Annotated in this window: 10 protein-coding genes; 2 read left to right on the forward strand and 8 right to left on the reverse strand. The window is 69.6% G+C overall.

From position 1 onward, the window contains the following. Positions 1–146 precede the first annotated feature (146 nt). Positions 147–2,099, reverse strand: a complete 1,953-nt coding sequence (rpoD, locus tag G3M57_RS03840) for an RNA polymerase sigma factor RpoD (RefSeq protein WP_056758917.1) — start codon at positions 2,097–2,099, stop codon at positions 147–149. A gap of 677 nt (positions 2,100–2,776) precedes the next feature. Here rpoD and G3M57_RS03845 point away from each other — a divergent pair. Beyond that, positions 2,777–4,711: an ATP-binding protein gene (locus tag G3M57_RS03845; RefSeq protein ID WP_163228829.1), complete on the forward strand. Its 1,935-nt coding sequence runs from the start codon at positions 2,777–2,779 to the stop codon at positions 4,709–4,711. 31 nt (positions 4,712–4,742) lie between these two features. On the opposite strand, the gene dnaG is transcribed toward G3M57_RS03845, so the two are convergent. The 3 genes from dnaG to G3M57_RS03860 form a co-directional block, all read right to left on the reverse strand. Beyond that, positions 4,743–6,635 (reverse strand): DNA primase, encoded by a 1,893-nt coding sequence (dnaG, locus tag G3M57_RS03850; RefSeq protein ID WP_163228831.1) that lies wholly within the window; start codon positions 6,633–6,635, stop codon positions 4,743–4,745. Positions 6,636–6,817: 182 nt separating this feature from the next. After that, positions 6,818–7,705 (reverse strand): EamA family transporter, encoded by an 888-nt coding sequence (locus G3M57_RS03855; protein WP_163228833.1) that lies wholly within the window; start codon positions 7,703–7,705, stop codon positions 6,818–6,820. Positions 7,706–7,770: 65 nt separating this feature from the next. Beyond that, a complete protein-coding gene (locus G3M57_RS03860) occupies positions 7,771–8,601 on the reverse strand; it encodes a hypothetical protein (protein ID WP_163228835.1) in 831 nt (276 codons plus the stop codon). A 171-nt stretch (positions 8,602–8,772) separates the two neighbouring features. On the opposite strand from G3M57_RS03860, the gene G3M57_RS03865 reads away from it, so the two are divergent. Further along, positions 8,773–9,837 (forward strand): DUF2855 family protein, encoded by a 1,065-nt coding sequence (locus G3M57_RS03865; RefSeq protein ID WP_163228837.1) that lies wholly within the window; start codon positions 8,773–8,775, stop codon positions 9,835–9,837. Positions 9,838–9,842: 5 nt separating this feature from the next. Here G3M57_RS03865 and G3M57_RS03870 read toward each other — a convergent pair whose 3' ends face one another. The 4 genes from G3M57_RS03870 to G3M57_RS03885 all read right to left on the reverse strand — a co-directional run bounded on the left by G3M57_RS03870 (position 9,843) and on the right by G3M57_RS03885 (position 13,422). After that, positions 9,843–11,138, reverse strand: coding sequence for a hypothetical protein (locus G3M57_RS03870; protein WP_188916206.1), 1,296 nt, complete (start codon positions 11,136–11,138; stop codon positions 9,843–9,845). Between the two features lie 68 nt (positions 11,139–11,206). Beyond that, on the reverse strand, positions 11,207–12,304 hold the full coding sequence (locus G3M57_RS03875) for a glycerophosphodiester phosphodiesterase (protein ID WP_163228841.1): 1,098 nt from the start codon (positions 12,302–12,304) through the stop codon (positions 11,207–11,209). Between the two features lie 57 nt (positions 12,305–12,361). Continuing rightward, positions 12,362–12,673 carry a hypothetical protein gene (locus G3M57_RS03880; RefSeq protein ID WP_163228843.1) on the reverse strand — a complete coding sequence of 104 codons (312 nt, stop codon included), beginning with the start codon at positions 12,671–12,673 and terminating at the stop codon, positions 12,362–12,364. Between the two features lie 161 nt (positions 12,674–12,834). Then, a complete protein-coding gene (locus tag G3M57_RS03885; protein WP_163228845.1) occupies positions 12,835–13,422 on the reverse strand; it encodes a DUF3617 domain-containing protein in 588 nt (195 codons plus the stop codon). Positions 13,423–13,449: the final 27 nt, after the last annotated feature.

The raw sequence follows: 13,449 nt of genomic DNA on the forward strand, positions 1-13,449 counted from the left end.
AGAGGTCCCGTAGTTCCGGCTTGACGCCCAACACTCGATTGGGGACAGGCCCATGGGCCGGTCCCCAGCCCGTTTCATGCGAACAAAAAAGCCCGCCCCATTGTCCGGGGCGGGCTTTTCCATTCAGGCTTGGCGGTCTCGAGCGCTTACGAGTCCAGGAAGCTGCGCAGCTTGCGCGACCGCGACGGGTGCTTGAGCTTGCGCAGGGCCTTGGCCTCGATCTGCCGGATGCGTTCGCGGGTGACCGAGAACTGCTGGCCGACCTCTTCAAGGGTGTGGTCGGTGTTCATGCCGATGCCGAAGCGCATGCGCAGCACGCGCTCTTCGCGCGGCGTCAGCGAGGCCAGCACGCGGGTGGTGGTTTCCCGCAGATTGGACTGGATGGCCGCGTCGATCGGCAGGATGGCGTTCTTGTCCTCGATGAAGTCGCCCAGGTGGCTGTCTTCCTCGTCGCCGATCGGGGTCTCGAGGCTGATCGGCTCCTTGGCGATCTTCAGGACCTTGCGCACCTTCTCCAGCGGCATGGCCAGCTTTTCGGCCAGCTCTTCCGGGGTCGGCTCGCGGCCGATCTCGTGCAGCATCTGGCGGCTGGTGCGGACGATCTTGTTGATCGTCTCGATCATGTGCACCGGGATGCGGATGGTCCGCGCCTGGTCGGCGATCGAGCGGGTGATCGCCTGGCGGATCCACCAGGTGGCGTAGGTCGAGAACTTGTAGCCGCGGCGGTACTCGAACTTATCGACCGCCTTCATCAGGCCGATGTTGCCTTCCTGGATCAGGTCCAGGAACTGCAGGCCGCGGTTGGTGTACTTCTTGGCGATCGAGATCACGAGACGCAGGTTGGCCTCGACCATTTCCTTCTTGGCCTGGCGGGCTTCGCGCTCGCCCTTCTGCACGGTCTGGACGATGCGGCGATAGTCGTCGATCGGCACGCCGGTCTCGGTGGCCAGGGCCGCGATCTCCTGGCGGATGTCGCTGACCGAGTTGACGTCGTTCTCGACGAACTTGGTCCAGCGCACGCCCATGGCCTTGACCTGCTCGACCCAGTTCGGGTTCAGCTCGGAGCCGAAATAGGCCTTCAGGAACTCGCCGCGGCTGATGCCGTAGCTGTCGGCCAGGCGCAGCAGACGACCTTCCAGCCCGATCAGGCGCTTGTTGATCGCATACAGCTGCTCGACCAGCGCCTCGATGCGGTTGTTGTTCAGCTTCAGCGTCTTGAGGTGCTGGATGATGGTGTTCGACAGGCTTTCATAGGCCTGGCGATCGGCCTCGCTGAGGTCGGCTCCCTTCAGGCGGCTGCCCACCAGCTTGTCCTGCAGCTTGCGGAAGGTCTCGAACTCGCCGGCGATCGCGTCGAGGATGGCCATCACGCCTTCGCGCAACTCGCCTTCCATGGCGCTGACCGTGGGGCCGGCGCCGTCGTCGAAATCGTCCTCGTCCTCGCCTTCACCTTCGGCCTTGGCCTCGCCGCCGGCTTCGTCGTCGACCGGCTCGGCCGGCTCCTCGTCGGCGGCCGGGGCGGCGGCTACGCCGTTGATCGCGGCGTAGGTGCCTTCCAGGTCGATCACTTCGCGCAGCAGGATGCGGCCGGTGCCCAGCTCCTCGCGCCACACCATGATGGCCTCGAAGGTCAGGGCGCTTTCGCACAGGCCCCGGATCATGGTGTCGCGGCCGGCCTCGATGCGCTTGGCGATGGCGATTTCGCCCTCGCGCGACAGCAGCTCGACGCTGCCCATCTCGCGCAGGTACATCCGCACGGGGTCGTCCGTGCGGTCATAGGCCGCAGGCTTCTCGCTGGTGATGACCTGCTGGTTGTCCTCGCGGGCGACGACCTCGCCGCCTTCCGAGCCTTCGGCGTCTTCTTCGGCCTCGACCACGTTGACGCCCATCTCGCTCAGCATGGCGAGGGTGTCTTCAATGGCTTCCGAGGTGACTTCCTCGGACGGCAGGACCTTGTTCAGCTCGTCCATCGTGACGTAGCCGCGGGCCTTGGCCTGCTTGATGAACTTCTTGACGCCGGCGTCGGTCAGGTCGAGCAGGGGCCCGTCGCCGCCGGTGGCTTCAGGGGCTTCCGTCTCGGCCGAGGAATTGGTGCTCATTCAGGTCTCCGAAACGACGCGGCGCCGAAATCTGGCGCACGTCGAGAATGTGTCCGTGATGGGTCGCCTGCGCATCGCGCCCTGTCGTCCGTGCAAGCTGTCCAGTGAACCGCTGAAAAAATTCTCAAGATAAACGCCTGACACGCGCGGAAGAGCCATGGGCTAACGCTCCGCGAGCAGGGCTCTTTACGGAGGCGTCGTCTTCGTGCGCGATCAGCGTCGACCCTTGAGGGTTTCGGCGGCCACTGGGACTTGGCGGCGGCGAGGGTGACATCCTGTTTCAAGGAGGGCGCGCGCATGAGAATGGCGGCCCGAGCGATGTCAATCAGCAGCGTGGCAAATCCTTGAGTCGCCAGATGGCGTTGCATGACGCGTGAGTCAAGATGTGAAGAGGGTAATCGGCCCGTCTTGTCGCGCCCGAGGCGCGACGGCCTCAAGATTTGGGGCGAAACGATCTTTGCGTGTGGCTGCGGCATATTCGCCTACAGCTAGAAACAAAACCCTTTCACCACGCTTTTCAGCGACACTCGAGGTTCGGCCATGGATCGGCGGACGTCGCGACACCGCGTGGGGAGCATCAGATGGGCAGGAAGCGACGCCACCGGGGTCAGCGGTCCTTGCGCGCGATTCAAGGTCGCGCTCGCCGGCCGAAGAGCTGAGGGAACCGACCCGCGCCCATGTTTTCGACGCCCAGCCCGGATCAGAGCGCGAACGGCCATCACCGGCCGCAACCCTCCGCGCGCCATAGCCGCCATCTGCTGATCATCAGCGCCGTCATCTTCGTCATCGCCCAGAGCCTAGTCGTGATGCTCGGCTTCGCGGGCATGGCGGTTTCCAACGTGGCGCGCGCCTATGTCGCCGGCGAGGCGCAGTACTCGAAGGCGCAGAAGGAAGCGGTGATCTCGCTGATGCGCTACGTCCAGTCGGGCTCGGACGCCGACTTCGCGATGTTCCGCGCGGCGTTGGAGGCGCCCAAGGGAGACCAGGCGGCGCGATACGCGCTGGAATCGACGCCGGCCGACTTCCGCGCCGCCAGGGCCGGCTTCCTGCGGGGGCGAAACGCCAGCGACGACATCCCGGCGATCATCTCGGGCTTCGTGATCATGCGGCGCTGGGCGCCCTTCGCCCGGGCGGTCGAGAGCTGGCGCGAGGGCGACCGGCAGTTCATGGCCTTGGAGCAGCTTGGCGAGCGGATCCGGCGCGGCGGATCGACCGACGCCGAGAAAGCGGCCTATCTGGCCGAGGCCGGCGCGTTGGACCGGTCCGCCTCGGCCCATGAGCGGCAGTTCTCGGACCAGATGGGTCGGGTCGCGCGCCTCGCGGCCGGGCTGGCCTACGCCGCGGTGGCCGGGCTCAGTCTCGCCGTCTGCGCGATCGGCGTCTGGGTGGCCTGGCGGGTGCACACGGTCTGGGTTCGAACCTCCGAGGCCCTGGCCGAGGCCCGCGACCGAGCCGAGCAGGCCAACCGCGCCAAGAGCGATTTCCTGGCCAATGTCAGCCACGAGATTCGCACGCCCTTGAACGGGGTTCTCGGGATGGTGCAGATCATGCGGCGCGAAGAGCGCGAAGCCGGCCAAAGGCAGCGGCTCGACGTGATCGCCGACGCCGGACAGACGCTATTGTCCGTTCTCGATGGGGTGCTGGACCTCTCGAAGATCGACGCCGGCCGGCTGGAGATGGAGCTTCAGCCGTTCGACATCGAGGAGGTCGTCAGGCTGGCGACGGCCGCCCACGCCGCCATGGCCGAGCAGAGCGAGGTATGCTTCCGCGTCGAATGGCGTCCGGAGGCGCGAGGAATCTGGTGCGGCGACGGCGGCAAGCTGCGCCAGGTGCTCTCGAATCTGGTCTCGAACGCACACAAGTTCACGGCGCGCGGGTCCATCGTGCTGCGGATCGGGCCGACGCCGGATGGTCTCGGATTCGAGGTGGCCGACACGGGACTTGGCATCGCGGGCGACAAGCAGGCGTTGGTCTTCGAGCCGTTCACCCAGGCGGACGCCTCCATGACTCGCCGGTTCGGCGGAACCGGCCTGGGCCTGGCGATCTGTCGTCAGTTTGTCCGGTTGATGGGCGGCGACCTGAGGCTGCTGAGCCAGCTGGGCGTCGGCTCGACCTTTTCGTTCGAGCTGCCCCTGGCGCGCGGCGAGCGAAAGACGCCGTCAGGCGAACCTGGGCAGGGACAGGCGCTGGAGCGGGCCTCGCGGCCTGTCCGCATTCTGGCGGCCGAGGACAATCCCATCAATCAGTTGATCTTGCGGGCCCTGTTGGAGCCCTTCGACATCGCGTTGACGGTGGTCGCCGATGGCCGGGAGGCGGTCGAGGCGTGGGGAAGCGAGGCCTTCGATCTGATCCTCATGGACATCCAGATGCCTATCCTGAACGGAACCGACGCGACCGTCGAGATCCGCGCACGCGAGCGTTTGAGGGGCCTCCAACGCATCCCCATCGTCGCGCTCACGGCGAACGTCATGCATCACCAGATCGAGGGTTATGTTCAGGCCGGCATGGACGGGCATGTCTCCAAGCCCATCGAGATATCCGAACTGCTTGGCGCCATCGAAACGGCCCTGGCCGCGAACGGGACGTCGGAGGACGACGCGCGGGTCGCCTAGAGTCTGCCGGGTCATCTGATCCCGGCGCGGCCTAGCTGGCCGCCTGCCAGAATTCCAGCCCGCTGATCTGGCGCTCCAACACCGCGATGCGGGTGCGCAGGTCGCGGGTGGCGGCCAGGGTTCCAGCGGTGACCGCCTCTCGGCGTAGAGCCTCCAGGGCGCGCTCGCTGTCGGCGATCTCGATCAGCGCCTCGTAGCAGGCGGACCACAGGGCGCGGGCCTGGTGGGCCTCCATCTTCGGATCCAGGAACGGCGCGCTGATCGCCGCGGCCACGCGCTCGGCCTCCGTCAGCTGCGGGCCCAAGCCCTTGCGGTTGAGGATGTCGCGGAACGGCACGTCGTCGCTGATCTCGTCGGCCAGGGCCTCGAACAGCTCGATCGCCAGCGGGGCCAGGCGCGGGTCGCCGAAGCCGACGCGCTCGACCGCCTCGTCATAAGGACGGGCCCAGGCGGGATGGCGCAGGGCGGCCACGGCCACGGCGGCGTGGAAGGGGTTCAGCCGCGTGGTGATCTGCGCCCGGGCCACGCCGCGGATGCCCGGATCGGGTGGACCGCGATCACGGCCGCCCTTCCATTGACCGCGCGGGACGAACGGACGACCGCCGCCGTCGCCGAAACCGCCGCCGAAAGCCGGCTTGGGAAACAGAGCGTCCAGCTTGGCGTAGAGATCGTCGCGATAGGCGGCCGACAGGTCCTTGTCGGCGATCGTCCCGGCGGCGGCGCGCAGGCGCTGCTTGAAGCCGGCCTTGCGCTCGGGGGTGTCCAGCGGTTCCAGGTCGCGCTCGCGGGCGAACAGGGCGTCGACGAACGGCGTGGTCTGGGTCAGCTGGGCCTTGAGGGCCGTTGGGCCCTGCTCGCGCAGCACGTCGTCGGGATCCTTGCCGCCGACCACGATCGAGAACTTGAACGAGCGGCCGGGCTTGAGCAGCGGCAGGGCGCGGTCGATGGCCCGGCTGGCGGCCCGCTGGCCGGCCTTGTCGCCGTCGAAGCTGAGGGTGGGCTCGGGATGCAGGCGCCACAGCACCTCCATCTGCTCTTCGGTCATGGCCGTGCCCATCGGGGCCACGGCCGGCAGACCGGCGCGCTGACAGGCGACGACGTCCATGTAGCCCTCGACCACCAGCAGCGGGGTCTGTTCGGTGGGCGCGGCGGCCTGGGCGGCGTGCAGCAGCTTGCGGGCCTCGTACAGGCCGTACAGCAGCCGGCCCTTGTGGAAGAGCGTGGTCTCCGGCCCGTTCAGGTACTTGGCGCGGGCCTGGGGATCCATGGCCCGGCCGCCGAACGACACCACCCGGCCCCGGGTGTCGGTGATCGGGAAGATGATGCGGTCGCGGAACCGGTCATAGGGCTGGCCGCCGTCCTCCGGGGCGATCAGCAGGCCCGCTTCGACCAGCTCGGCCGGCTTGGCGCCCTTGGCGACCAAGTAGTCCTTCAGCGCCGTGCGGCCGTTCGGCGAGAAGCCGATGCGAAACCGGCTCCACTGGTCCTCGGGCAGGGCGCGGCGGGCCAGGTAGTCGCGGGCGGCCTGGCCGACCGGACGGCGCAGCTCGCTCTCGAACCAGGCGGCGGCCAGCTCCATCCAGTCGGTCAGGGTGGCGCGCTTCTTGTCGTCCTGGGCGGCGCGGGCGTCGGGCTCCGGCAGGGCCATGCCCGCCTCGGCCGCCAGCCGCTCGACCGCCTCGGTGAAGGTCAGCCGCTCGGTCTCCTGCAGATAGGAGATGATGTCGCCGTGCTTGCCGCTGGAGAAGCAGTGGTAGAAGCCCTTGTCGTCGTTGACGAAGAACGACGGGCTCTTTTCCTTGGTGAACGGCGACAGCCCCGCATATTCGCGCCCCTGCCGCCGCAGCTTCACCGACTTCCCGATCACGTCGGAAGGGCGAAGACGTTGCTTCAGTTCGTCGAGGAAGTGGTCGTCGAAACGCATGGCGGCTGGCGCCAACATAGGCCCAGCCGGCGGATTCCGCACGCCGGATGATCAGTTCGTCCAGAGTTGGATGAGCTTTGTGGATAATCAGCGCGGGCCGGGGACATGCCCTTGCGGCCCGTCCCCATGTTCAAAGCGCCGCCTCTGCTTTGGGGACACGCCGCAAGGGCATGTCCCCGGTCTCAAACCGGCGCCAGAAACCGCATCCGCACCTTCGGCCAGAACATGTTCACCGCCAGCCCGGCCAGCACCAGCGCCGCGGCCAGCAGCTTCCAGCCCGGCAGGCTCTCGTGCAGCAGGATCGCCGAGGCGCCCATGCCGAACACCGGCACCAGCAGGGCCATGGGCGTCACCGTCGCGGCCGGGTGGCGGGCCAGGAGCCAGCCCCAGGCCGCATAGCCGAACATGGTGTTTCCCACCGCCTGCCAGGCCACCGCGCCCCAGGTCAGGGCGTCGGCGTTTCTCACGCCGGCCACCATGGCCGGCCAGCCCTCCAGCCACAGCGCCATCAGGAACAGCGGCGGGATCGAGAACAGGCTGGCCCAGACCACATAGGCCAGCATGTTCACCGTGCCGGCCTGGCGGGCGACGATGTTGCCGCCGGCCCAGCTGGCGGCGGCCAGCAGGATCAGCAGCACCCCCAGCGGCGTGGCGGCCCCGCCGCCATGGGCGGCGATCAGCACGATGCCCGAGGCGGCCAGCAGCAGGGCGGCGACCTGGAACGGCTGCACCTTCTCGCCGCTGATCTTCATGGCCATGCCGATGGTGAAGAACACCTGGGTCTGCACCACCAGCGAGGCCAGGCCCGGCGAGATGTGGCCCTTCATGGCCACGAACAGCAGGCCGAACTGCCCCGCCCCGATCAGGACGCCATAGGCCGCCAGGTTCCTCCACGGGACCTGCGGCCGCTTGACGAAGAACACGACGGGCAGCAGCACCAGGGTGAAGCGCAGGGTGGCGAACAGCAGTGGCGGCAGATGGTCCAGCGCCACCCGGATGACCACGAAATTGGTCCCCCAGACCGCCACCACGGCCAGGGCGAGCAGGAAGTGGCGCAGCGGCAGCGACATCGGCGGTCTCCGGACGAACTGCGCCGTATCTAGGCTTTCCCGACGGGCGACGCCACGCCCCAGACCTAGTCGTTCAAGGTCTCGCCGGTCAGCACCTGCTCGTCGACCTCGATGCGGGCGATGGCGGCGTGCGGACCCCGACCGGCGAACACCCGCAGCTCGTAGGTCTTGTCGGCTGGCCAGACCTTCAGGGTCCAGCAGCGCAGGGTCTGCGCGCCGCGATGGTCGTCGGAACAGGGCCAGACTGAGCGCAGGTCCGCCAGGCTCAGGCGTCGCAGGATCGCCGGACAGGATTCGGGCGTCGCCGTCGCCACCCGGCAGTCGATGTCGTAGGCTGGATCCGGCCCGGCCGCGCCCTCGGCGGCCCGGGTCAGCCACCAGGCGCCGCTCAGGGCCGCCTCGGCCGTCGGGGCCGAGAAGAAGGTCACGTCCTGGTCGGCCAGCTGGCCGCACGCCGCCTGGGCGTCGGGCGGCGGCGGACCGTCGTAGTAATCGTCCTCGCGGGCCGGCGGCGCCTCCAGGTGATAGCGGGTCGAAGCCTTCAGGCTGGCGGCGCGCATGGGCGTGTCGGCGCCTTGGTCGGGTGCTTGCGCGCCGTCGGCGGGCTCGAACGTCACGACGACGCCGTCGCGGGCGCAGACCCCCGGCGCCCAGGTGGCGCGGGGCGTGCTCTGGAAGGCCAGGTCGCGCAGCGGCCTGGTCGGGGTGCGGCCGCCGGGCGTGGGGCGGGGGTCGGATGGAACCAGCAGGTCGGCGACCAGATCCATGACCCGGTGGGTCAGTTCGACGGGCGGCAAAGAGCGCGCCTGCGTCTTGCTCAGGGTCCCGCTCGATGTCTCGGCCTGCGCCGCCGCGACGACCGGCGCAGCCAACGCCGACAACGCCGCGAGCGCCATAGGGGCCGCCGATCCTCGCCTTGCCATAGCCTGTCCTCCAAGGGCTGCTCCTAAGGTGATCTCACCAATGTGACCGTCAAGCGGCGGCGCTCGCGATGGAGTTCAAACAATCGTTTGACGTTTGGTGGCTGGCCGGCTTTAGCTTCCCGCCGAACCAACGGAGCCGCGACGATGTCCAGCTGGGATTTCCTGGTCGCCAAGACCGATCTTCGCCAGGCCAGGATCGCGCCCGTCGATGCACCGCCCCTGGCCGACGGCGAGGCACGGCTGGCGATCGAGCGCTTTGCCCTGACCGCCAACAATGTCACCTATGCGGTGTTCGGCGAGGAGATGCGCTACTGGGACTTCTTTCCTGGACCGGAGGGTTGGGGGCGGATCCCGGTGTGGGGCCATGCGCGGGTCGAGGCCTCGACCCATCCGGACCTGACCGTCGGCCAACGGTTCTACGGCTACTATCCGATGTCGACGCATCTAACGGTGACGCCGCGCAAGACCCGCACCGGTTTCGCCGATGTCGCGCCGCACCGGGCCAACCTGCCGCCGGTCTACAACCAGTACCAGGCGGTGGGCGCGGCCAGCCCGGCCGAGGACTACCAGGCCCTGCTGCGGCCGCTGTTCATCACCGGTTTCCTGATCGAGGATTTCCTGGATGAAAACGACCTGTTCGGCGCGCGGTCCGTGCTGCTGACCAGCGCGTCCAGCAAGACGGCGATCAGCCTGGCCTTTCAGCTCAAGCAACGCGGCCAGGCGCGGGTGGTCGGCCTGACCTCAGCCCGGAACGCGGCTTTCGTCGAGGGGCTGGGCTGCTACGACCAGGTGGTGACCTACGACGCGGTGGTCGACGCGCCGATCGAGGAACCAGCGGTTCTGGTCGACTTCGCGGGGGACGCGCCGTTGCGGCGGGTCGTGCACGAGCGGTTCGGCGACGCCCTGGCCTATTCCTGCGTGGTCGGCGGCACCCATTGGGAAGCCGGACCCAGCGACGGCCGGCTGCCTGGGCCCAGGCCGGTGTTCTTCTTCGCCCCCGACCGCATCCGCAAGCGCGCCGCCGACTGGGGGCCGGGCGGACTGGACCAGCGCCACGACGCCGCCTGGACTCCCTTCGCCGCCGACGCGCCGCGCTGGCTGCGGGTGATCGAGGGCGTGGGACCCGAGGCGATGGCGCAGGCCTATGCGGCCGTGGTCGCCGGCGAGGCCGGGCCGGACCAGGGGCATGTGCTGGCGCCCCAGGGCTAGCCGGCCTACTTCGCCAGGTCCGCCGGCGTGGTCGCTTGCGAGATCACCGCCTCCATCCGCTTCCAGCGCGCGTCCTGCGACGGGCCGGCCCGCTCGACGTGGGCCCGGACCATCTCCTGGCCGAGATTGTAGTTGATCACATAGCTCCGGTACGCCTCGATGAAGCTCAGCGACTTCTCGGCCTTGGCGCGCGAGGTCAGGGCGTACTTGGCCAGGGCGGCGACGGCGGCGTCCTTGTCCATCTTTCCCGACAGGTAGAGGTCGGCGATGGTGTTCTGGACGCTGGCCAGGTCGGCGGTGGCGGTGGTCAGGGCGTCGTAGGTCGCGGCCGTGGCCGGATCCAGCCCCGCCAGCGGGTAGAGCGTGCTGCGCTCGAAGGCCAGCTTTTCGGTCCCGGGGAAGGCCAGGCGGATGCCGTAGTTGGCCGAGCCTTCGGCGATCAGCGACTGCGGCGAGAACAGCGGATAGACGCTGAACTCGACCCAGCCCTTGGCCTTGGTCAACTTCTCTTCCAGCAGGGCGTTCAGCACATGGTGGCCCGGATAGCCCTCGTGGCAGCCCAGGTCGACGGCGCGGCTGATCGGGGTGGGCAGGTCGGTATTGACCTCGATCAGGCTGTGGGCGCCGCCCTTGTACCAGTTGTAGCCGCTCCAGGGCTTCTTGGTGACGAAGGCGAGATCGAAGCGCTCGCCCTTGGGCAGGGCGATGTGGGCTTGCGTCCGCGCCTTGCACTCGGCGATCGCTGCCTTCATCACCGGCTCCAGGCGGTCGGTCGGGATGGTGTAGCGCGCCTGGAAGGCGGAGACGCGGGTCGCCAGGTCGCCCTCGCCGGGGACTAGCTTGTCGATCCTGGCCAGGATCGGGTCGTAGGCGGTCAGCGGCTTGATCGGCGGGCGCACCCCGAACAGGCCCTCGGCCTCGTCCTGGAAGCTGAACTTGACGCCCGCCAGCATGGCCAGGCGGGTCTGGGCGGCCTTGACCTGGCCGGCCAGGAAGGCCTTGCGACGCACTTCGTCGGGGCTGAGGGCCTTGCCGTCGACGGTCTTCAGGGCGGCGGCCAGGCGGTCGGCCTCGGCGCGCAGGGCGGGGACCTCGCGCGGCTTGGCCTTGGCCGCGGTCGCCCACTCGGCGGGGCCGTAATAGGCGTCGACATAGCCGGGCTCGCGTTCGCCGGCCTCCAGCGTCAGCCGCACGAAGTCCTTGGCGATGACGTCCAGCTTGGCGCCTTCAGGCGGAGCGGCCAGGGCGGGCGAAGCCAGCAGGGCCAGGGCGGCGGTCGCGGCGGCGAGGCGGAGGATCATGGAAGGCGCGTCCAGGTCGAAACGGGCGTGCACGCTGCCCTGCGCCGCTGATCGCCGCAAGGGCGCGGCTAGCCCCGCGCCGTCACCGCCAGGCCCGGGAAGTCGCTGAACAGGCCGTCGACGCCGGCCGCGTACAGCGCCTTGAACACCGCGGCGACCTCGCCCGGCTGGGCCAGGTAGTCGGCCGCCGTCGCGTCGCCCCGGCGCAGGGACGCCGGCAGGAAGTAGTTCTCGGCCCGCACGGTCCAGGGGTGGACGACCAGGCCGGCGGCGTGGGCGTCCTTCACCAGCGTGGTGGCCGGCAACAGGCTGGCCGCGTCCTGCGGCACGACCTGGGTCTTCTCCGGCCCCAGGCCGTCGGCGTAGAGCGCCACGTCCTTCAGGCCGGACGGGCCGCACAGTTGGGCGTAGGTCACGTTCGGCAGGTCGGCCGGGCCGCCCTCGCTGTCGGTCAGCTGCACCAGCCGCGCCCGGGTCTTGCCGCGGATCCTCTTCAGCGGCGTGACCTCGAAGCACTGGACGAAGACCGGGGCGGTGGCGGAGTCCAGGTCGTTCTTCTTCAGCAGGGCGACCAGGCGGTCCTCGAGCGGCAGGCCGATCCCGGCGAAGTAGCTGGGGTGCTTCATCTCCGGATAGACGCCGATCGTCCGGCCAGTGCGGCGGCTGCCGGCCTTGGCGATGGCCACCACCTCGTCGAAGGTCAGCAGCGGGACCTGGCCGTCGTATGTCGTGTTGCCGGGACGCAGCTTGGGCAGCCGTTCGCGGGCCCGCAGGGTCTTGATCTCGGCCAGGGTGAAGTCCTCGGTGAACCAGCCGGTCACCGGCTGGCCGTCGATGGTCTTGGTCGCCTTGCGGTCGGCGAATTCGGGCCGCGAGGCGACGTCGGTGGTGCCGCCGATCTCGTTCTCGTGCCGGGCGACCAGGTGGCCGTCCTTGGTCGGCACCAGGTCGGGCTCGATGAAGTCGCAGCCCTGGTCGATGGCCAGGTCGTAGGCCAGCCCCGTGTGCTCGGGCCGCAGGCCCGAGGCGCCGCGGTGGGCGATGACGATCGGCCGCTTCGGGGCGGCGGCGAAGCTCAGGCCGGAGGTCAGGGTCCCCGCCAGGGCGGCGGTGGCCATGGTGTGAGTGGCGAGGGCGCGTCGGGTCAGCAGGGTCATGGCGGCCATCTAGCGCGCCGATGTGACGGTTTGACCAGCCTCGGCGCCCCCCCGTCCCGCGCTTTCCTAGTCCTTGCCGGACCGGCTGAGGATGGCCAGCAGGCCCTGCGATTTCTGGGGCAGGTCGGTGGCCAGGCGCGAGGCCATTTCGCGCACGCCGACCGCATAGGCCTCGCCGCCCTCGGCGATCTCGCCCGCCCGCCGCGCCAGGTCCTCGAGATCGCGAGCCAGAGCCTCGATCTGCTCGCGGGCCAGCAGCCGCGCCTCGCGTTGCAGGCGCCGGATGCGCTGGGTGGTGGTCTCGGGCCCGCGGCCGAGATCATAGACCTCGACGGGGCCGGTCTGTTCGGGGACCAGGGTCAAAAGCGGACCGTTCATGGCGTCGTCGCCTCCTCGGGCGGCGTCCGGACGCGGCGCCGGCCCTCGCCAATAGAAGGTTGGCGCGTCGCCGACCGTTCCCCCGCGGCGCGCCGTTTGGCGCGATCGTCGGCCGCCGTGGCCGCCATGCCACAGCTTCGCGCGGAGGTGGTCGCCGGCGCCTAGGAAGCGGGCGCCTCGCCGGCCTTTTCGCCGCCCTCCCGACCGCCCTGTCCCGCGATCGGGGCGCCCGGCTCGCAGGGGCCCTGATAGGTGCTGACCGCCTTCATGCGCAGGGTCTGCTTGCGCCCGAAGGCCGAGACCACCAGCTCCAGGTCGGTGGTGGCGGTGGTGACGAAGTCGCCGCTGACCCGGCCGGTCAGGGCGTAGTCGATGTGGTCCTTCTGGCAGGCGTGGTCCAGGCGGAAGCCGTCGGCCGTGCGCGTCACCGTGGGGCTGCCGCAGGGCGAGACCTTGCGGGCCGCCTCGGCCCCGGGGTCGAAGCCCTGGCCCACGCACTGGGTGGAGTCCTCGGGACCGGCCGGGGTCTGGGTGACCGTCTTCCACAGGCCCGGCTTGAGGGTGGTGGGGCCGCCGGCCGCCGGGGCGGCGTCCTGCTGGGCGATCGGCGTCTGGCTGTCGCCGGCCGCCGGGTCGTGGGCCCGGTCGTCGGTGCGGGAGCAGGCGGCCAGACCCAGGGGAGCGACCAGCAGGGGGGCGACCAGCAGGATCGGAACCAGGCGGCGGGAGCTCGGGACCAGGTGACGCATCCGGCGACCCTAGCGCGTTCCGCGGCC

This window comes from Caulobacter rhizosphaerae (genome assembly GCF_010977555.1).
GTDB lineage: Bacteria > Pseudomonadota > Alphaproteobacteria > Caulobacterales > Caulobacteraceae > Caulobacter > Caulobacter rhizosphaerae.

What these genes read in the sequence shown, in the direction of transcription:
- rpoD (WP_056758917.1), bottom strand. Translation starts at nt 2,099, where the DNA reads ATGAGCACCAATTCCTCGGCCGAGACGGAAGCCCCTGAAGCCACCGGC.
- G3M57_RS03845 (WP_163228829.1), top strand. Translation starts at nt 2,777, where the DNA reads ATGTTTTCGACGCCCAGCCCGGATCAGAGCGCGAACGGCCATCACCGG.
- dnaG (WP_163228831.1), bottom strand. Translation starts at nt 6,635, where the DNA reads ATGCGTTTCGACGACCACTTCCTCGACGAACTGAAGCAACGTCTTCGC.
- G3M57_RS03855 (WP_163228833.1), bottom strand. Translation starts at nt 7,705, where the DNA reads ATGTCGCTGCCGCTGCGCCACTTCCTGCTCGCCCTGGCCGTGGTGGCG.
- G3M57_RS03860 (WP_163228835.1), bottom strand. Translation starts at nt 8,601, where the DNA reads ATGGCGCTCGCGGCGTTGTCGGCGTTGGCTGCGCCGGTCGTCGCGGCG.
- G3M57_RS03865 (WP_163228837.1), top strand. Translation starts at nt 8,773, where the DNA reads ATGTCCAGCTGGGATTTCCTGGTCGCCAAGACCGATCTTCGCCAGGCC.
- G3M57_RS03870 (WP_188916206.1), bottom strand. Translation starts at nt 11,138, where the DNA reads ATGATCCTCCGCCTCGCCGCCGCGACCGCCGCCCTGGCCCTGCTGGCT.
- G3M57_RS03875 (WP_163228841.1), bottom strand. Translation starts at nt 12,304, where the DNA reads ATGGCCGCCATGACCCTGCTGACCCGACGCGCCCTCGCCACTCACACC.
- G3M57_RS03880 (WP_163228843.1), bottom strand. Translation starts at nt 12,673, where the DNA reads ATGAACGGTCCGCTTTTGACCCTGGTCCCCGAACAGACCGGCCCCGTC.
- G3M57_RS03885 (WP_163228845.1), bottom strand. Translation starts at nt 13,422, where the DNA reads ATGCGTCACCTGGTCCCGAGCTCCCGCCGCCTGGTTCCGATCCTGCTG.